At 47.3% G+C, this 20581-nt stretch carries 15 protein-coding genes and 1 CRISPR repeat array (1 of these 16 running past the window's edge); of the genes, 4 read left to right on the top strand and 11 right to left on the bottom strand.

Annotation, left to right across the window (positions count from 1 at the left end):
* Positions 1–90: 90 nt before the first annotated feature.
* The 6 genes from purM to lepA form a co-directional block, all read right to left on the bottom strand.
* Complete coding sequence (purM, locus tag PSE7367_RS08775) at positions 91–1143, bottom strand: phosphoribosylformylglycinamidine cyclo-ligase (RefSeq protein ID WP_015165010.1); 1053 nt, start codon at positions 1141–1143, stop codon at positions 91–93.
* A gap of 216 nt (positions 1144–1359) precedes the next feature.
* The gene (proC, locus tag PSE7367_RS08770; protein WP_015165009.1) at positions 1360–2148 is read right to left on the bottom strand and encodes a pyrroline-5-carboxylate reductase; all 789 of its coding nucleotides are present in this window, start codon (positions 2146–2148) and stop codon (positions 1360–1362) included.
* A gap of 394 nt (positions 2149–2542) precedes the next feature.
* Positions 2543–3133: a cell division protein SepF gene (locus tag PSE7367_RS08765; protein ID WP_015165007.1), complete on the bottom strand. Its 591-nt coding sequence runs from the start codon at positions 3131–3133 to the stop codon at positions 2543–2545.
* Positions 3134–3846: 713 nt separating this feature from the next.
* Complete coding sequence (locus tag PSE7367_RS08760; protein WP_015165006.1) at positions 3847–4506, bottom strand: YggS family pyridoxal phosphate-dependent enzyme; 660 nt, start codon at positions 4504–4506, stop codon at positions 3847–3849.
* A gap of 715 nt (positions 4507–5221) precedes the next feature.
* Entirely contained in the window at positions 5222–5539 is a 318-nt protein-coding gene (locus tag PSE7367_RS08755) for a chlorophyll a/b-binding protein (RefSeq protein WP_015165005.1), read from the bottom strand.
* 416 nt (positions 5540–5955) lie between these two features.
* A complete protein-coding gene (gene lepA / locus PSE7367_RS08750; protein WP_015165004.1) occupies positions 5956–7770 on the bottom strand; it encodes a translation elongation factor 4 in 1815 nt (604 codons plus the stop codon).
* A gap of 657 nt (positions 7771–8427) precedes the next feature.
* On the opposite strand from lepA, the gene infB reads away from it, so the two are divergent.
* On the top strand, positions 8428–11742 hold the full coding sequence (gene infB / locus PSE7367_RS08745; protein WP_015165003.1) for a translation initiation factor IF-2: 3315 nt from the start codon (positions 8428–8430) through the stop codon (positions 11740–11742).
* 180 nt (positions 11743–11922) lie between these two features.
* On the opposite strand, the gene menA is transcribed toward infB, so the two are convergent.
* A complete protein-coding gene (menA, locus tag PSE7367_RS08740; protein WP_015165002.1) occupies positions 11923–12918 on the bottom strand; it encodes a 2-carboxy-1,4-naphthoquinone phytyltransferase in 996 nt (331 codons plus the stop codon).
* Positions 12919–13522: 604 nt separating this feature from the next.
* Between menA and PSE7367_RS08735 the strand changes: the two genes are divergently transcribed.
* Positions 13523–13708 carry a hypothetical protein gene (locus PSE7367_RS08735; RefSeq protein ID WP_015165001.1) on the top strand — a complete coding sequence of 62 codons (186 nt, stop codon included), beginning with the start codon at positions 13523–13525 and terminating at the stop codon, positions 13706–13708.
* A 204-nt stretch (positions 13709–13912) separates the two neighbouring features.
* On the top strand, positions 13913–15409 hold the full coding sequence (locus tag PSE7367_RS08730; RefSeq protein ID WP_015165000.1) for a carotenoid oxygenase family protein: 1497 nt from the start codon (positions 13913–13915) through the stop codon (positions 15407–15409).
* Positions 15410–15572: 163 nt separating this feature from the next.
* Here PSE7367_RS08730 and map read toward each other — a convergent pair whose 3' ends face one another.
* On the bottom strand, positions 15573–16439 hold the full coding sequence (map, locus tag PSE7367_RS08725) for a type I methionyl aminopeptidase (protein ID WP_015164999.1): 867 nt from the start codon (positions 16437–16439) through the stop codon (positions 15573–15575).
* A 508-nt stretch (positions 16440–16947) separates the two neighbouring features.
* Here map and PSE7367_RS08720 point away from each other — a divergent pair.
* Complete coding sequence (locus tag PSE7367_RS08720; RefSeq protein WP_015164998.1) at positions 16948–18300, top strand: type IV pilus twitching motility protein PilT; 1353 nt, start codon at positions 16948–16950, stop codon at positions 18298–18300.
* A gap of 81 nt (positions 18301–18381) precedes the next feature.
* Here PSE7367_RS08720 and PSE7367_RS08715 read toward each other — a convergent pair whose 3' ends face one another.
* The 3 genes from PSE7367_RS08715 to PSE7367_RS08705 all read right to left on the bottom strand — a co-directional run bounded on the left by PSE7367_RS08715 (position 18382) and on the right by PSE7367_RS08705 (position 20307).
* A complete protein-coding gene (locus tag PSE7367_RS08715) occupies positions 18382–18693 on the bottom strand; it encodes a ribbon-helix-helix domain-containing protein (RefSeq protein WP_015164997.1) in 312 nt (103 codons plus the stop codon).
* Positions 18694–18759: 66 nt separating this feature from the next.
* On the bottom strand, positions 18760–19050 hold the full coding sequence (locus tag PSE7367_RS08710) for a YkvA family protein (protein WP_015164996.1): 291 nt from the start codon (positions 19048–19050) through the stop codon (positions 18760–18762).
* A gap of 114 nt (positions 19051–19164) precedes the next feature.
* Entirely contained in the window at positions 19165–20307 is a 1143-nt protein-coding gene (locus tag PSE7367_RS08705) for a S66 peptidase family protein (RefSeq protein WP_015164995.1), read from the bottom strand.
* A 239-nt stretch (positions 20308–20546) separates the two neighbouring features.
* Positions 20547–20581: direct repeats of the CRISPR family, unit length 37 nt (it continues 954 nt past the right edge of the window).

The raw sequence follows: 20581 nt of genomic DNA, 5'->3' as shown, positions 1-20581 counted from the left end.
CTTTATTAGAGATCTTGAACATATAACGATTAGGATCTCTAAACAACTTACTCAACTTAAGTTTTAAGCATTACGGATTATCCTTGATATCTAAGTGCCAAAAGCTTCTAGCCCCAAGACTTCACCTTTGCCCTCAACCACCCAACCAATATGGGCACAGTCTAGATCTTGGGTGTCGAAATAGGCCAAAGCTCGATCGAGGCGATCGCTGGGCACAATCACCACCATGCCGATCCCCATATTAAAAGTCTCAAACATTGCCCTGGTTGATACTTCACCCTGCTCAGCCAGCCAGAGAAAAAGATCTGGAATTGGCCAGCTTTGGGGCAGAATTTCCACTGATTTACCGATGCCTTTACCTACGCCTAAACAGCGGGGCAAGTTTTCCGGCAAGCCACCGCCAGTAATGTGCGCCAGGGCATGGATATTCAGATCGCTTTGTAGGGCTGCGAGAATAGGTTTAACGTAAATTTTAGTCGGGGTTAAAAATATTTCGCCCAGGGTTTTGTTGCAATCTAGCCCGGCAAGGCGATCGCTCCAGCCAAACCCGCGATCGGCAATAATCTTACGCACCAGACTAAAGCCATTGCTATGTACACCGCTACTGGCCAGACCAATCACCGCATCACCCACCTGCACTTGCGAGCCATTCAGGATTTTTGATTTCTCCACAATGCCCACACAAAAGCCCGCCGCGTCGTATTCCCCCGCCCCATAGAAACCTGGCATCTCTGCTGTTTCACCACCCAGCAGCGCACAACCGGACTGCTGACAACCCGATGCGATTCCTTTGACTACTTCCGCCAGTTGATTAGGCGCTAGTTTACCCGTGGCCAGATAGTCCAGGAAAAACAATGGCTCCGCACCAGAGGTAAGCACATCATTCACGCACATAGCCACCAGATCAATGCCGATCGTGTCGTGGCGATCGCAAGCCTGGGCAATTTTCAGCTTCGTACCCACGCCATCAGTACCAGATACCAAAACCGGTTGTTGATAGCCACTGGGCAATTCAAAAAAGCCGCCAAACCCACCTAGTTCACCTAGAACACCAGGGCGATCGGTGGCGCTGACATATTGCCGAATTTGCTCGACGAAGTTGCGACCCGCTTCAACATCAACTCCAGCCTGCCGATAGTCCATAACTTAACTGGTGGTATTAAATCAAATTAGTAGCATTCAATTATAGAGCCGATCTGGTATCTATCTTTGCGTAATTACCTTAGCAGCAGTTTCAGTAAATCTACTCAATCCAATGTACACCTGACTGACCAAGAATATTACAAAGTTCCAAATAGCCTCTATGAAGTTTGGGGCAGGATTAAGAATTCAGAAATAGCCACAGAGTTGAGAGTTAAACTACTCACCTAACTCTTGCGATCGCCTTGTCGCTGCCAGAATCGCTTCAATCATTGCCGATCGCATTCCACTTCGCTCTAGCTGGGCAATGCCAGTAATTGTGGTGCCCCCAGGACTGGTCACTCGATCTTTTAAAACCGCTGGATGCAAATCAGCTTGGATTAATAATTGCGCCGTACCCAAAACCGTCTGGATCGCTAATTTTTGGGCGATCGCCCTGGGCAAACCCGCCGCTACGCCACCATCAATCATCGCTTCGATCACCACCGCCAAAAAACCTGGGCCCGATCCCGATAGGCCAGTGACCGCGTCGATCAGTGATTCCGGTAACTCCACCACCTCGCCTACTGCCGCAAAAATCCGCTTTGTCAGATCGGCCTGCGGTGCTGTAACTAGCTCAGAACTAGCTAAGGCAGTAACGCCAAACCCAACCTGGGCTGGGGTATTGGGCATCGCACGCACAATTGCTTTACCAGGGAAAACACTGGCAAGCTGGCTCAGCGTCACCCCGGCCAGGATCGAGATCACTAATGGCGCTGATATATTTACAAGTTCCTTAGTAGCCGCAAAAAAATATTGGGGCTTTACTGCCAATAGCAGCACCTCCCCTTGCGTCACATCTATATTTTTTGTTGTAGTCAGAACCCCGTATTTGCTAGATAGCAAACTCCGTCTGTCTGGATTAGGATCACTTACACAGATATCAGTAGCAGCATATTCCCCCTTTTCAAGAAGACAGGAAAGAATTGCTTCCCCCATTACACCGCCGCCAATAATGCCTAAATTCACGTAATGTATATATATTTAAATTGTTAAGTATATATTCGCCAAAATACGATCGATCGAATACTTAGCTCCAGCCCTAGAACAACAAGTGCATATATTTCAATATCTAGCTGGAATCTCGATCCTAAGTATTAACTTCGATCAAAATCATATTCAAGCCACATACATTTTTTGCAAGCTAATCAAATCATTTGGATCAGCCTGGGTCGTGGCTAAATTAGCCCAACTTAAACATTTTGTGAGCATTTTGTGCTTGGAATCCTAAACAATAGGTACAACTATTTGGATGCTCCTATTGTTTTACATATTTTGTAATCTACTGCTTGCTTTGTAGACCACTTAGCTTGATTGCATTATTGCATTACTGAACAAGTTACTTACAAGTTACTTACTTTACCTACTGGGCAAAGCGACTAACTGTTGGTTCCGAGGCCCAGGCAGGGGCTGGCGCACTTGGTCTGGCACTTGGTCTTGCTTGCGGTACTGGTGGCTCAACGGTAACACCACTTTGGGTAGTTACTTGAACACATGATGGTGCAAAGAGGAAAATGCTATCGCCAATTCGCTCTTGATGACCATCGATCGCGTAGGTGCCGCCTGCCACAAAATCAACTGCCCGTTGGGCTTGATCTGGTTCCATCATCGTTAGGTTCAATACCACTGACTTACGCTCACGCAGTGCTTGAATTGCCTGAGGCATTTCTTCAAAATTGCGTGGCTCCATCAACATCACCTGGGAAATACCATTGCTGGCTCCAGGCATACCGATCACATTATTCATAGTTTCGGTGGTTGAACTTCTAAGGGCTGAGTGTCTTTCTCTGCTGCGCCTGGGGGTTGGAGCAATTTCCTCTTCCGCAGTTACAGCAGGATTCTCATCTTCATAGATGCTCTGATAATCATCAACATCAGCTTCATCATATTCATATTCATAATCTTGTGGTTCATTCAAACCCACAAAATCTCTAAGCTTGGTGAAGATTCCCATCTGTTAACTCCTCGTTGGCTGTTAGGTGAAAAGTTTAGGTCGCTGCTTGCACCGCAACTTAGCGGTCTTTAGTTGAGCAACTATACATGGTTTTAATGTGAATAGCTACATAACTTAAAGCTGGTTTTAGAATTTACTAACCCAAGCACCAGACCATAAACAGTTGGCACAATAGTTAACATTTAATTCTCCAGATCCTAAGTATTAATGCGTAGAAGATATTTCAATACCTAGAGAGCGACCAGAAATCTATACTTAACCACTCGAACTCAACATACGAGTCTATGTATTCAGTATGTAATTGGTTGCCACCCTCAGAAAGCTCATATCCTCTTATTTTTCCCAGATGTCTGAGCTTTACTATAGTTAGCTGACTTAGCAACTATATATAAGCAACAGGAATATCTGGCTAAATATTCACTTATGCTCAATATATCTAGCTTTATCAACTAATTACTTGACGTTAAAGCTGGGATGCAAACTTCTTGCGCAGACTTTAGCTTAAAAGCGCTAAAAAAGCTAGACAGTTGTGTAAACTTTTCTAAACAATATTTGCGCGTCAAGAAAAAATCAAGTTATTGGCTAACTTAAGATTTACTTGTGGTGCCACTGTATCAGTATTTCAAACTCAAATAGTCCTTGCAATAATTAAACAAATATTAAAAATAACTGCTTGGTGCCCTAATTGCCGATCGCCCTTTATTTGGGAGCAATCACGCGAATATGCTGCTACCAATGCGCACAATCGTTGCCCCAGCCGCGATCGCCAGATGATAATCCCCTGACATACCCATTGATAGATGCCTGATATTTGGCCACCCCTGCGATCGTAATTTTTCTGCTAGTTGGGCGGTTTGCCTGAACACCTCAGTTGCCTGGTCGGGATTTAAGCCCTGGGGCAGGATCGTCATCAGGCCGACAATCTTTAAATTTTGGCATTTGGCCAGTTTCGGTAGCTCGGCCAGTAATTCTGATTCATGCCAACCGGATTTGTGCGGGTCTGACATAAGTTTTACCTGTAAGCACAGTGATGGACTATGTCCCGATTCGACTACCAGGCGATCGAGTTTGCGGGCCAACCCCAACCGATCGATCGAATGAATCCAGGCAAAGTTTTGTACTGCTAAACGAGCCTTGTTACTCTGCAAACTACCGATCATGTGCCAGTTAATGTCCTTGAGATCGCGGAGAGTTTGGATTTTCTGGATTGCTTCTTGAATCCTGGACTCACCAAAATCCCTTACCCCAGCAGCATAGGCGGCGCGGATCGCCTCGGTGTCAGCATACTTGCTTACGGCCAGTAATTTTGTTGTGGCTGGTAGTTGAGCCTGAATAGTGGCAATGCGATCGGCAATTAAATCAGGGGATATCATGCTTTTTCTATTTGCTGGCAGACTTTACAGGAGAATCGAATAGGAGCAGTTAATTTTTGCTGGACTACTATTATCTGATTAGCTGGGATGATTTGGCGCGATCCCGCTTAAGGGAGCTAAGTTTTACTAACTTCTTTGTTAGTGATTCTTTATTAGTGAACCTAATTACAGGCAGCAATAATTGCATAGACTTGTGCGTAAATGCTCCGATAACGGCTGAGATCAAATTTTTCAGCTAGACTCTCAAGACAAAGTATCCAAAGCCAGGGTTACGCATGTATTGATTAAGTACATTTACTCAGATTTGCTATGCTATTGAGATGCTCTCGTTCCAAGGCTGGGCTCTTGCAAGAGTTCTAATTAGTTAACTACGCAAATTATGACGAATACTGTTTGGCATCAGGGATTAACCTGCTCTCGATCGCCATCCCTCATAATTCAAGTTGGTCAAATTCTATTGAAGCTAAAATTGAAGCTAAAACTGCAAAAATAAAGGCACACCTAGCAGTGCGCCCTGATTACGATGTAATTACTAGTACCTTGATGGCTACTATTTAAACTAATAGCTAGATCAAGATTGAAGCTACAGCCAAATAGCGGTTTGTGTGTTGTTTGTGGTTCAGAAAAGCCATGTTGCATAAGCGGCGGCGAGTCTAAATCGATCGACTCAGTTCAAATCAGCTCAAATAAACTTCGCCCAAGCTCAGCAATGAAACTAGCTAGCACTCTCAGACACTTCAGTGGGATTAGAAGCATCTAGCTGACTGCTCATTTTCACAGCGTAGTAACCAATCATGGCGGCGGCCGTAAAACCAGTCAGGAATAAGGCTGCCATGATCCCGCCACCCTGGGTCGAGATCCCAACCTGCTCCAGGATTCCTTTGCCAGTAAGTGCTTCACCAGCAAAACCGGCAACTACGCCCAGCATGGCCATCCGACCGTTCCAGACTTCGGCAAAGTTGCTAAAACCAAATACGCCTTTACCAGAAGGGTTTACGTTAATGTTGTCTAGATCGATTTTGTCGGTGGTCATGGTTGTTGATTACTCCTTAAATTTTTAATTTATGAAGTTAACAGTCCAGTGAAGCAGAAAAACTCGCTGGCTTAACCGGTTGAAGGATGAGTTAAGTTTGTTAACTTATGTTAATTAAATTATCGGCTGATGCCGCGATCGCTGTAAATCTCTCTGGGAAGATATGCAAGCCCTTCTCTGGTGGTAGATGGGCTGGATCAGGGAGTTTTTGATGCTCAATTCGGTCAGTTGGTGCAATCCATTAACAAGAATGGTTACCCCAGTCTGGCTATGAGCATGGACAGGTAGGTGATGTGGAAATGTACGACAATCGGTTTAAGCCCGAACATACGGCCTCGGAAATGGAATATTGGCTCTCAATTAAAGCTCTTGACTAAAAAAAATAAAAATAGCAATTAATCCTGATAAACAATTGGCTAACTATCTTGGTTTAGCTTCAAGATTGCCATGAACGCTTCCTGGGGTACTTCCACCGTACCGATCGCCTTCATCCGCTTCTTGCCCTCTTTCTGCTTCTCTAGCAGCTTTTTCTTACGGGAAATATCACCGCCATAGCACTTACTCAACACATTTTTGCGCAGGGCGGGAATATTCTCGCGGGATAGTACCTTAGAGCCGATCGCCGCTTGTACCGGGATTTTGAACTGCTGGCGGGGGATTAACTGCTTGAGCTTGGACACCAAACCACGCCCCATCTGATAGGCTTTATCACGGTGCACAATACAGGCCAGCGAGTCCACCGGTTCTTCATTGACCAAAATATCCAGCTTGACCAGATCATTGGGGCGATAGCCAATGATGTGATATTCCATGCTGGCATAGCCCTTGGTGCGTGACTTCATCTGATTGAAAAAATCAGTCACAATTTCCGCCAGCGGGATTTCGTAGATTAAAGAAGCGCGATCCTGAGTGATATATTTCATATCCTTAAAATCACCACGCCGGGTCTCGCACAGCTCCATCAATGCACCAATATGCTCTTGCGGGGTCATCATATCCAAGCGCACATAGGGCTCTTCGATCTTCTCGCGCAGCATAGGTGGCGGCAATTCACTGGGATTATCAATTAGCAGTACCTCATCCTTGTTGGTAGTAACTTGATAAACCACCGAAGGCGCAGTGATAATCAAATTCAGGTTATATTCCCGTTCTAAGCGCTCCTGCACAATTTCCATATGCAGCAAGCCCAAAAAGCCACAGCGGAAGCCAAACCCCATCGCGCTGGAAGTTTCTGGCTCGTAATTGAGGGCAGCATCATTGAGTTTAAATTTTTCCAGGGCTTCGCGCAGATCTTCAAATTGATCGGCATCGATCGGAAACATGCCACAAAATACCATCGGCTTTGCTTCCACATATCCTGGCAATGGTTTGGTTGCCGGGTGGTTAGCCAGGGTAATTGTGTCACCCACGCGGGCATGTTCAACGGTTTTGATCGCCGCCGCCAGATAACCCACCTCGCCAGCATGGAGCTGATCGACTTGGATCTGGACTGGTGAAAGCACACCTATTTCGTCGATGTCATATTCTTGACCCGATGCCATGAATTTGACCCGATCGCCCTTTTTGAGATTGCCATCCATCACCCGAAAATAAACAATCACACCGCGATAGGGATCATAATAGCTGTCAAAGATCAGCGCCCGCAGCGGTTCCTCGGTAGTATCGGCCGGTGGAGGCACTTGAGCCACGATCGCTTCGAGGATCTCGTTTACGCCAATTCCTTCTTTGGCAGAAGCCAGGATCGCCTCACTACAATCCAGGCCAATTACCTGTTCAATTTCCTCGGCTACCCGATCGGGTTCAGCACCAGGTAGATCGATTTTATTGAGTACAGGAATAATTTCTAGATCATTTTCTAGCGCCAAATACACATTAGCCATTGTTTGCGCTTCCACCCCTTGCGAGGCATCTACTACCAACAGGGCTCCCTCGCAGGCTGCCAATGACCTGGATACTTCATAGGAAAAATCCACATGCCCCGGTGTATCGATCAAATTCAACACATATTCCTGACCGTCTTTGGCGGTGTAGTTCATGCGGGCGGCCTGGAGCTTGATCGTGATCCCCCGCTCCCGCTCTAGATCTAAGGTGTCTAGGAACTGCTCTTTCATTTCCCGATCGGCCACAGTGCCAGTCACCTGCAACAGGCGATCGGCCAAAGTGGACTTACCATGGTCGATATGGGCAATAATCGAGAAATTACGAATGCGGGATGCGGGTACTTCGGTCATATTTATTGATTAGGGGGTGGGCTAATTAGAAGCGCACTATTTAGCTTGTTTAACTTAATGTAACCTAATGTATCGTAAAGTAACTTATACCCAAAGTGTGGATTAGGCTACAGCCTTGTCCTTAGCATTATTAGTTACTTTATTAGTCACTTTTAAAGTATAAGCTTGACTACTTTAGGTATACTGCTAATCTGGCTAGTTGTGGCCAAAAACTAGCATTTAGCTTTTTGATCGCAGTGGATCCACTGCCTTATTCATAGAAATCCCTGGATTAGGGCAGCTAGCATAATCAATTTCACATCCATCATCAGGCATCCAATCCCAGATCAGTTACTATCTGTTAACCGAGATCCTAGCGCTGGTTATAATTAGTAGACTTACTGCTATAGTGCTAAATCACTAATCTAACTATCTGGCTCTCTGGCTAGCCACATCGATCGATTTGGTTGGCCTGTTCAGGTAGCGATCGTGATTAGGTAATAATAGTTATAGCCAAATACATTCAATCAAGTTCATTTGGGGTAGTTCTGCGTCTATATCGATCGGTCAATACTTGATCAATAGATATCAGCAGCCTACCGCTCCTTAAGTCTAAGTTTAGTCAATTGGAGCATTTTTATGTAGAAAAATGTAGATTCGGAAATACGGGAATAATACATGAGCATCAGCAGAGTTAGAGTTTACGAGCTAAAGCGCGAATTAGATTTAGAGACCAAAGAAATATTAGGCATATGCGATCGCCTAGGCATTCCGGTGAAAAGTCACAGCAGTACGATCACCGAAGCTGAAGCCGATCGGATCCGCAACTTTGCTCAAAATCGGGATCAGTCAGCTAAATTAGATAAGTCAGAGCCCGAAGTGGCTGAGCCTGTCAGTTCTGCCAACAAAGAATCATCAACTGCATCAGCATCTAAACAGGAAATTTTGATCAACACGGTAAGTCGTCCCGCCACGATTAAGCAACTACAAAAACCCACTGCTGCTGAGCCCCCAGCCCCATCCCGTCCAGTTGTGGTAGAACCTTCACCACAAGAGCAAGCGGAACCTGCGGTAGCGGCCACGAAGCCAAGCAAGAAAAATAGCAAGGCTACTACTAACACCAAAGGTACTGCCCAGAACACTGACAATGGTGCGATCGCCAAAGCGCCAACCAGTAGCTCATCGGCACAGCTAAAACAGCCACCTGCTCGCCCGGCTGAATCCGCTGGCGAAGTGGTTGAGATTAGTGAAATTGCCCCAGCTAATGATCAGCCAGAGTTGGCTAAACCGCCCGCAGCTAAAGCTAAATCCAAGGCAGCCCAAGAAGCAGCCCCTGCTGCCAATACGGCCAGTAATGCCGCTAGTAAGGCAGAGCAAAATAAGGCAGAGCAAAAGCCAGAAGCAACCTTGGCCAAAAAACCAGAATTGATCAAGCCAGTGCCCAGGAGTACGGCGATCGAGCAACCAGCCCAAACTGCGGCGATCGCCGGGAACAGTTCATCATCCACTAGTTCGACTAGTTCGGCGAATCCAGTCAGCCCAACTAGCTCAGGCAAGAAGGCCAGCAAAACCTCTAAACCTGGCAAGTCCGCAGAGCCCGACAAAACAACCATAAGTGTGGGCAGTGCGCCTAAAAACAACCGAGAGCAGCCTGCTCGTCCCCAACTCCATCGCCCCAAGCCAGTCAAAGATGCGGTATTAATTGAGCGTGGGATCACCGCCCCAACCGAACCTAAACCCCAGCAAATTCTGCAGCCTCCGGTTCGACCTACTGCTAAACCGGTGGCCAAGGACGATGAGGCAACAGAGACAGATGGGGCAGAAATAGCTGCCAAACCACCTGGCTTAGAGTTAGCTGCGCCGCCAGAACGCCCAATTAAATTGAGCCGCGTTGCTGCCAAGGTGAACAAGCGAGGCAAAACTAAGCGGGAAGAGGAAGAAGAAGAAGATACGGAAGTACGCGCGAAAAAGCCCAATCGGCTTAAGCGCTATAAAGTGATCGAAGACGACATCGATGATATTGATGACGATCTAGAAAATGGCGATCTTGATGATGCCAGCAATCTATCTACGGCCAGACCTACCGCTAGACCACCCAAACCAAAACAGGCCAGGTCAACGGGAGCAGAGAATAAACCAATTCCGGCCAAGCCCAGCCGCAAACCAGCCCGCGATCGCCGCAGCTCTCAACCAGAAAAACAAATTGAGAAACCAGAACTGATCGAATTGAGCGATAGCGTCACGGTACAAGAGCTAGCTGACCAGATGTTAGTTTCTGAGACCGAAGTGATCAGAACCCTATTCATGAAGGGGGTGATGGTAAATATTAACCAAACCCTAGATGTGCCTACCGCCAGGATGGTAGCTGAAGAATTGGGCTATGAGGTCGAGGAAATCGAAACCGATGCGCCAGCGCGTAAGATCACCGAGATGATCGATCTTGAGGATATTGAAAGTCTGGTGCGCCGTCCGCCAGTGGTGACCATCATGGGTCACGTTGACCACGGTAAGACCACACTCCTTGATTCGATCCGCGAAAGTAAGGTGGCTCAGGGCGAAGCCGGTGGGATCACCCAGCATATTGGTGCTTATCACGTTGATGTCGAGCATGAAGATGGCGTAAAACAAGTGGTGTTCCTGGATACCCCTGGTCACGAAGCTTTTACTGCTATGCGTGCCCGTGGTGCCAGGGTGACTGATATTGCGATCCTGGTGGTGGCAGCCGATGACGGCGTACAGCCACAAACGATCGAAGCGATCAGCCATGCCAAGGCGGCCAATGTACCAATTGTGGTGGCGATTAATAAAGTCGATAAGCCAGAAGCCCAACCCGATCGGATCAGACAGGAGCTAACTGAATATGGCCTGGTTGATGAAGAATGGGGCGGCGAAACAATCATGGTTCCAGTCAGTGCGATCGAAGGCAGTAACCTCGATACCTTGCTAGAGATGATTTTGCTGGTGGCCGAGATCGAAGACTTGCAGGCCAATCCCGATCGTACTGCTCGCGGTACGATCATCGAAGCTCACTTAGATAAAGCCCGTGGCCCAGTTGCCACCTTCCTGGTCCAAAACGGTACGCTGCGGGTCGGTGATGTGTTTGTGGCTGGCTCAGTCTTTGGTAAGGTGCGTGCCATGATCGACGATCGCGGAGAGCGCGTCGATGCGGCCGATCCCTCCTTTGCGGTTGAAGTATTGGGACTCAATGAAGTGCCAGCGGCTGGTGATGAGTTCCAGGTCTACCTCGAAGAGAAGAAGGCCAGGTCGCTTGCCTCAGATCGAGCCGAGCAACAACGTCAATCCCGCCTGCAACAAACCATGTCTTCGCGCCGGGTTACCCTGGGCACGGTTTCAGCTCAGGCTCAAGAAGGCGAGTTGAAGGAATTAAATCTAATTCTCAAAGCCGATGTTCAGGGCTCAGTCGAAGCGATCTTAGGTTCGCTGGAGCAATTGCCCCAGGAAGAAGTCCAAATCCGAGTGCTGCTATCAGCGCCCGGTGAGATCACCGAAAACGATGTGGAACTGGCCGCGGCTAGTGATGCGGTGATCATTGGCTTTAACACCAGCATGGCCACAGGAGCCAGACAAGCAGCCGATAATCTCGGTGTAGATGTACGTGATTATGACGTGATCTACAAGCTGCTGGAAGACATCCGCGATGCGATGGAAGGTCTGCTAGAGCCAGAACTAGTCGAAGAGCACTTAGGTCAGGCCGAAGTACGTGCCTTGTTCACCGTGGGCAAGGGTGTGGTGGCTGGTTGTTATGTCCAATCGGGCAAGCTAATTCGCAATTGCAAGGTGCGAGTGCTGCGCAAGGGCGAGGTAATTACCACCGGCTCCCTGGATTCGCTCAAACGGATGCGCGAGGATGCTAAAGAAGTGGCTTCTGGCTTTGAATGTGGCGTAGGCATCGATCGCTTTGCCTCCTGGCAAGAGGGCGACATTGTGGATGCCTATCGGATGGTGACCAAGCGCCGTACATTGAAATCCTAAAAGTAAAGTCTAAATCGTTAGCTAAAGCCTAATTCACAGGCTAGATTGCTAAATTACTAATCAGCGTTGCCTGAGCATATCGCAGCAGATGTGAACAAAAAATAAGTAAAAATAAATAAACCATCTCCCCCAGCGATCGCAAAATTGCCAGGGGAGATTTTTTAGCGTTTAAGTTAGCCACTAATTCAGCAATCGCGCGATCACCAAGCCCACACTCAGCCCCAGACCACTGGAAAACTGCAATAGCACCGCCACATATTTAGATTCAGTGATCATGGCAGGTTGATCATGATATTTGCCCAGCAGACTAGAGAGCTTCCAGGCAAACGGGGCGCTGAGCAAAACCAGACCACTCCATAGGGGCAAGAAGCCGCTAATCATGCTAACTATGGTCGTGGCATAAATGCTAACCGCAGCCCAGGGAATTAGTTGAGCCGCTCGCTTACTGCCCAATCGCACCACTGGCGATCGCTTCCCCGCCTTAATATCATCCTCAACCTGGTGAAAATGAGAGCAAAACAGCACCAGCGTCACCCCTACCCCCACAATGATCGCCGCTGCTGCCAATGCGGCAAGATTTTGAGCAGACGAATTAATGCTATTAATCAAAAAAGCATTAGTCTGGCTGTAATAGGCGGCCATGATCGCCAGGGGGCCAAAGCAAATGAAACAAATTGGTTCACCCCAGCCCAAATAGCCCAATCGCAACGGCGGCCCTTGATAGCTATAGCCCAGCAAGCAAGTTAGCACCACTATGCCCAATACCACAAAATCCCGTTGCCACCATGAGATCGCCACCACACCACTAATTCCCAGTAGCAAGAAGAGATTAGCGATCGCAAACACCAGATTTTTATTACCAGTGAGGTTAACCACTGAGTGGGCTTTGTTCTGGTCAATGCCTGTCTCTGAATCAAATACATCATTGCTAAGGTTTTCCCAGGCCAGCACCAGGATTGCCGCAAACATAAAAGTAAGAAAGTTACGCCAGTTGAGTTGCTGGGTTTGATAGAAGGCGATCGCGGTACCTACCACAATCGGCATGATCGCTACGCTATACATAGGCGGCTTGATCGCGGCTAACCAGAGTTTGCGCTGCGATTTCGGGGTTGAGTTGGCACTGAGACTTTGGGGTTGGTCAATCTGGCTGCGGTTAGCTTCCATTCCTGGTTGCATTAGTCTAAATATTTTATGGGTGGGTTAATTAATTTGGGGTTAAGCTAGCTAATATGCCTAGCTGAGTGCGGATTCTGGCCTGGAGCGCAAGGGATCAAGGCAGCCTTATTTTATCTCGATCGCTAGGCTTTGAATCTAAAGCTCTGTTACAACATCAACCGATCGCTTAACCTCAATCCCCTGAACCGGAACCGATCCAGCACAAATCACATCAACTTAACCAGAGTTAAAAAACTCAAAAAAGTAAAAAAGTTCAGTAGGGATCGATCGCCTAACCCACCATGATTAGTATTGAATCTTAATGGGCTCAAAAGCAAGTCACAATTAAGCTGGCGATCAAACCTCAGGGATTATGCCGAGGCCGCAAGGCTAGGGTTTGGGATAGGATATGCAGATGTGGTGATAAGTACCAATATGTGTGTTTAAGTTGTCAATTTACTACTGCGTCACATCACAACAGAGATATGGTTAATCCAGATCAGCGCTCCCGCATCTCGATCGCAGTCAAGTCCATCAAAATTTATATGGCGCGATCGTCAAGCTAATTATTTTGGCAATTTCTAGATTTTAGGATTGCCGTTTATGCCTAGAGTGAGTCAAATCAATGAAAACTGAACCAATTTATTTATCTAAATCAGAGAAAGAAAAACTAATGCAGATTAACGATCTGATTAGAGAATGTCGTCATTTGCTGGTGGAATCAGCCCAATATCCTGATGCTGTTGCTTTCTTAAGTGATGTGCGTGATATCCTCAAGCAACATCGGGTCAAGCCATCCCAGGCTAGCTAACTAACTAACAATAGACTAATTACCTGAATATCCTGAATGTTTAGATAACGGCTAAAATTGTGTCCCTCTGGCTGCAATATTGCAATATTGAACTTTAGCAAAATTTATACTCAGGCGATCGGTTAGATTGAAGCTATTGTTAGGGGATTGTGAATTAATGTAAACTCGGTTAGTAATCATAACCGGGTTCAAGCCAAGCACAATATGCCTCAGCCAGAAATTAACGATCGGGTAGGTTCAGCCGCTACAAATCATTCGAGCCCACCATCTCAAGAGGCTAATGGTTGGTATGGGGCGATCGCTCAGCCATCCAATGAATTTGCCTGTCAAGCTTTACCAATAATTGCTGGCCAAATCCCTACAGGTCTGCGTGGTTCTTTCTATCGCAATGGCCCTGGTAGGATTGGGCGCGGTGGTATTCCGGTGGGGCATTGGTTTGATGGTGATGGCGCGATCCTGGCGGTGCATTTTGATCGTGGCGGGGCGCAGGGCACCTATCGCTATGTGCAAACAGAGGGCTACCTGGCCGAGCAACAGGTAGGCAAGTTACTATTTGCCAACTATGGCATGGTTGCACCGATCCCCTGGTGGCAGAGATTTTTAAACACAGACCTGAAAAATTGCGCCAATACATCGGTTTTGGCTTTGCCCGATCGGCTGTTGGCTCTGTGGGAAGGCGGATCGCCCTATGCGCTCGATCTCAAAACCCTGGCTACGATCGGCGCAGATGATCTCGATGCCACCCTGCCGAATATCCCCTACTCTGCCCACCCCAAACAAGACCCAGTTACAGGTGAGATTTTTAATTTTGGGATCACCTACCGGGGCACTACGGCGCTGAATATTTTTAAATCCGATCGCCACGGCAAAATAATCCAGCGCAAAGCAATTCCGCTGCGGGGGATCTGCCCAGTCCATGATTTTGTGTTGGCTGGGAAATATTTATTGTTTTGCATTCCGCCAGTGCGCTTGGATGTGTTGCCCGTATTATTAAAAACCAAGAGTTATAGCGAATCCTTGCGCTGGCAGCCCCAGCAAGGCACGCAAATTTTAGTGGTCGATCGCAATAACCTGGAAATAGTCAGCCGCAGTCAGGTTGATGCCTGGTATCAATGGCATTTCGGCAATGGCTACACCGATCGAGATGGCAATATTATGTTTGATCTGGTGCGTTACGACGATCTGGCCACCAATCAATATTTGCAGGAAGTGATCACTGGCAACCCACAAACCAAAGCGGTTGGGGAACTGTGGCAAGGGCGATTGCAGCCGGAAACTGGCAAAATGCTTACCATGCAACGGGTTAGCGATCGCATCTGTGAATTTCCCCGCATCAATCCTCACCAGGTTGGCCAGCCCCATCGCCATGTTTACCTAGCCATACATCGACGGGGCGTGAATACGGTCAAGGAAACCTTTGGCGCGATCGGCAGTTTTGACTATGCATCTGCCACCATGCACGAAGCTGATTTTGGTGCTGGGAAATATGTCTCTGAGCCAGTCTATGCCCCTGATGTCCATAACCCTGAGCAGGGTTGGCTACTGATCACTGTTTATGATGCAACAGCCCACCAAAGCGAAGTGTGGGTAATGGACGCGCAACATCTAGACAATGCAGAACCAGTCTGTCGGTTAGCACTACCAGAGGTGGTTCCCCTGGCGTTTCATAGCACTTGGAAACCAGAGCAACCAGAACAATAAATAAAAGCAATTTTGAAGCAATCGGCGCGATCTTAGCGTTGCACGGCAGCGGGATGATTTAACTGTTCAACGATCAACCCAAATATAATCGATATATAATCGACCATATGCTTGATATTTGAGATAACAGCATTTTCATCCTTGATCATGCCGTGCTTAAGAATTAGACCTTATGGCGATCGGTGAGGATTTCATAGCCATCATTCGTGATCAGCACCGTATGCTCAAACTGCGCCGATAAAGACCGATCGACCGTAACCGCAGTCCAGCGATCGCTCAAAATCCGTACATTCTTGGAACCAGCATTAACAATCGGTTCGATCGCCAGGGTCATGCCCGCCCTGAGTTTGACGTTGGGGAGCTGATGGGTACGGAAATTAAATACCGATGGTTCTTCGTGCAGGTTACGTCCCACACCATGACCAGTAAAATCTTCCACAATGCTAAAACCATTCGCCTTCACATGATCTTCGATCGCACCAGCAATATCCAGTAAATGATTGCCAGGTTTGACCTGCTCGATCCCTTTATATAAAGCTTCTTCTGCCACCTTAACCAGCAGCGCCGCCTTCTCGTCATAGGGCGGGATCATAATCGTGATGCAAGAATCACCATGAAAGCCATTTTTATAGGCACCCGTATCGATCTTGACCACATCACCGGGCTTGATTACTTTTCTGGGATTGGGGATACCATGCACAACTTCATTATTAATGCTGGAGCAAATGGAAGCGGGGAAATTGTGGTAACCCTTAAAGCTTGGCACTGCGCCCATTTCTCTAATTCTTTTTTCAGCATGGGCATCCAAATCCGCCGTAGTTACGCCTGGGGCAGCGATCTCATACATTTCCTTGAGCACCGTTGCCACAATTCGAGCCGACTCGCGCATAAAGTCCTGTTCGCGCTTAGACTTTAGTTCAATTCCTTTGGTTGGCCTGGGTTTGGAGTTACCAGATTTGCCATTGGCCGATGATTTTGCTTTATGATTCGATTGGCGCGATTGCGATCGTAAGCTACTAAGGATATTCATGCACTTAAATTAAATAATTTCGGGTCGGTAATTAATTTTGAGATTAGCTGGGCAAACTTTAGTTACTATCGATTGCTAAGTTGATCACCATAATAGATCAAGGAACAGATAGTATATTTCTATCCTACCAATTGCTATGAATAACTAATTTTGCGGGTAAGTTTAAAAATAGCGTCTATGGGTAATTATCGGGTGGTAATTAATAGATATTACCTAATAGAATAGATCAAAATTCCCTAGGTTGTGCCGATGGCGATCTAGACCGATTGTAACTTCGGCGATCGCTGTTGCTGATGCTTGGATTTAGGCGAAAAGCCAGCTTTGCTCAAGTCAATCAAATGTTTAATTTCCTCATACTTAATTATTTTGAAATCTTTAAATATTTTTAAATCTTAAATATTTTCAAATATTAAGTATAGCGAGATCAAACGGTTTGCTCTCGATCTTCACTCAGGATCGTCCAACCATTATTATTGCTAAATGTTGCTTAGATAGAGGTTTCTGCCTTATGTCTCAATCTGGTATTCCGCCATTACCGCCGCCACCTTCTGGGAATCCTGGCGATCGCGGTGGTGCACCCACTCCACCCCCCAGAGCCCAAGTCCCCAACCAACAAGCTCGAAAGGTAGCATCTCAAAAAACTTCGGTTCCCAATCCCAGTACCAGATTGGATAATGCAACCCAAAGGCAACAAACAGCTAGCCGCATTCCCCAACCAGGCGGCGCACTCAAGCCACCGCCACCAGGCCCCCCGCCATCGATGCCCAGTATTCCTCTGGTGGTGAATCGCAATCCTGGCCAACCGTCCCTGGAGCAGTTAGTCAGGGATGCTTTTGAGCAGGGTTGTTCTGACTTGCACCTGGGTGTAAATGAACAGGTGCGATTCCGCCAGCGCGGCATCATGATGATTCAAGAGCAATACCCAGTGACGGACGAGCAAACCTTCTATGCCTGGATGCACGAGGTGATGGAAGAAAAGCTGGTACAGCAGTTCAAAGAAACAATGGAGTATGACGGAGCGGCTCAATATGAATATTGCCGTTGCCGGATTAATATCTTTGAATCGCTGCGCGGACCAGCCCTGGTAATGCGGATTATTCCGCTTAAAATTCTCACCCTCGATCAGTTGAACTTGCCCGAAGTATTCAGGGAGCTTTGCTATACCCATCGTGGCTTGATCCTGGTAACTGGGCCAACTGGTTCTGGTAAGTCAACCACAATGGCGGCAATGGTGGACTTCATCAATGCTGAGATGGCCAAAAATATTATTTCGATCGAAGATCCGATCGAATTTGTGCACAAAAGTAAAAAGTCGCTGGTCAAACAACGGGAAGTGGGGATTCATACGGTCAAGTTTGACAATGCCCTGAAAGCTTCGTTGCGGGAAGATCCCGACATTATTCTAATTGGGGAAATGCGCGATCGAGAGACGGTGAATACTGCCCTCAAAGCTGGCCAAACTGGTCACTTAGTGTTTGGTACGTTGCACACCAACAGCGCGATCAAAACGATCGAACGGATTTTGAACCTCTATGAGCCAGACCAACAAGGACCAATGCGGGATCAGTTGGCGGAAACAATGGTGGCGGTGATCGCCCAGACCCTGGTGCGGACTACTGATGGTAAGCGGGCGGCGGTGCATGAAATCATGATCAACACCGATGCAATCCGCGATTACATTAAACGTAATGAGGTGGATGAGATCGAATCGATCATTCCCAAGAGTACGTTTGATGGCATGGTTTCGATGAACCAGAGTCTCTATAAGCTCTATGAAGAGGGACGGATCACCGAGGAAACGGCGGTGGAAAACTCCCCCAAACCCAACGAAATGGCGCAATACCTGCGTGGTCGTTTGTAATTGCTTTATTTATTGATTTCAATAAAACTAATCCTCCCTTTTGCTATTGTGGCGATCGGGAGGCTTTTTATTATGCGGCCATTATTCATCCATCTCCAATTTAGGTGATGTCCCAATAGCCTCAGGATTCTTAATTGGCTTGCCTGCTGCTACCCTTGCCGTTGCCCGTTGCGCAATCTGATCCATCAAATCATCACTATAGGCAACCGTTTCACCACGATCGGCCTGATCCATCCCTAACTGAACCGCAGCTAGAAATTGCGCCTTCCGTTCTTGCGTTTCCCGCATTTTCCGCACCGCATCCCGCACTAGCTCAGTTTCATTAGTATAGAAACCGTCTTCTATCTGAGACTTGATGAATTTTTCATCTACTTCAGCGAATCTGATATGCATAGCCAGTCGATTAAATATCTACAGGATCGATACCTAAATCATACCAAATCAGTCCCTAATTAAAATTCAAGGCAAAGTGACCGAATCCACATCGATCGTCTCCACGTCTTTGTCCCCACCAAGATCGCCGCGATCGCTTTCATCTTCATCATCACTCGATTTAATAAACAAATTCTGAATCAACCCCGCCAGCATCAACACAATCACCACCAGATCATCAACCCGCCCCAAGATCGGCATTAGATCCGGCGAGAGATCAAACGGACTGAGAATATAGACCAGGCTGGCCAAAATCGCAATCCAACGAAACCGACTACTGCGAAACAGACGAAAATATAAGGAGAATAGCGATCGCATAATCAAAAATGACGAGTTGCCAACAAAGAGATGTTAGATATTTGCCAGCAATTATAATTCGGTTCCTGCCCCCAGCCCCAATCCCTGAGGATAGATTAATGATCAACCTGCGGCTTAAATCACTGCATTTTCATTGATCGTCAAAGTTTGCGCCGTGGCATCCAAAGTTGCTTCAGTGCCCAGCGGCAACACCGCATTTTCGCCCACATGCCCAAACATCAAGTTATAGAGCGTGGGGATGCCCAGTGGTTCAAACCGATCGCGCAACACTTCTTCCAAACTGAGAGTATTAAAAAAGCTGGCTTGATATTCCTTCGGATAGCAATTAGAAAAATGCCCCAGGGCGATCCCGGCTGCGTCCTCCAGCTTGCCCGATAGCCATAACTGGGTCAGCATCCGATCGATTCGATAGGGTTCTTCACCCACATCTTCCAGGAATAAAATCTTGCCCTTCAGATCGGGGAAATAGGGCGATCCCACCAAATTAGTAACCAAAGTGAGATTACCGCCGATTAATTGCCCAGTGGCCTGACCAGGCGAAATCGTGACCAGCCGATGATTGCGCTTCACGGTTTTGGCGCTGGTGGCGGGTGGTTTGGCAACTTCACCGATCGTGGCTTTATTCATGATCGCGCGGCGGAAATGACTACGGGCATATTCACCCACCCCAGTTAACCCCGACGAACCATGAAAAGTGACCAGACCAGTTTGGGCGTAAATCCCCATCAATAAGGCGGTAATATCGCTATGCCCCACAATTACCTTGGGATTTTGGCGGATCAGATCATAGTCCAACAACGGCAGCAAGCGACTACAGCCATAGCCACCGGAAAAAGTCACCAAACCTTTAATATCCTCCCGGCCAAACATTTCGTTGATATCAGCAGCCCGATCGCGGTCTTTACCAGCCAGGTAACCATAGCGATCGCCAATGTGCTTGGCTAACACCACCTCAAAGCCATATAGTTCCATCGTTTCCTTGGCAATCTGGATCTCCTCTGGTTCATAGGCATCACTGGCCGGAGCCACCATCCCCACCCGATCGCCAGGACTGAGCATGGGTGGCTTGATAATTGATTTACTGACTTTAGAGGGACTAGATTTTTGATTATCTTTTGCGGATTTATCAGTTGTGGCCGCGATCGCTTGATTGCCTGATAAGCCTGCCGATCGACATGCCCAGATTGTTGATAGTCCTACGCCTAAGCCACCTAGAAATCCTTTACCTAGCGATCGCCTGGAAACTTGCTGATCCATAACCTACCTTTGCCTCATTCAATGGTGGATATGATAGCGCCTGTTTTAGTAGATCTGGATCTGGATTATGAAGATTGAGATTTTTAGATCTGGGCAAAGCCAATCATGAGATTATGCCAAAAATATTGTTGTTTAAGCCGAAACAATGGCATCGATCGCTGCAAACTACCACAGGTTAGGCTAAGTAATGTGTCTTCTAATGTCCCATTATCACTGATGAAACACATGCCGCCTGGATTGTTCCAATCCTCACCCAGCCCGAAGGCCAGGTGCA

This window comes from Pseudanabaena sp. PCC 7367 (assembly GCF_000317065.1).
Lineage (GTDB): Bacteria > Cyanobacteriota > Cyanobacteriia > Pseudanabaenales > Pseudanabaenaceae > Thalassoporum > Thalassoporum mexicanum.
The sequence above is the reverse complement of the archived record's forward strand: the minus strand, read 5'-3'. Positions and strand labels throughout refer to the sequence as shown.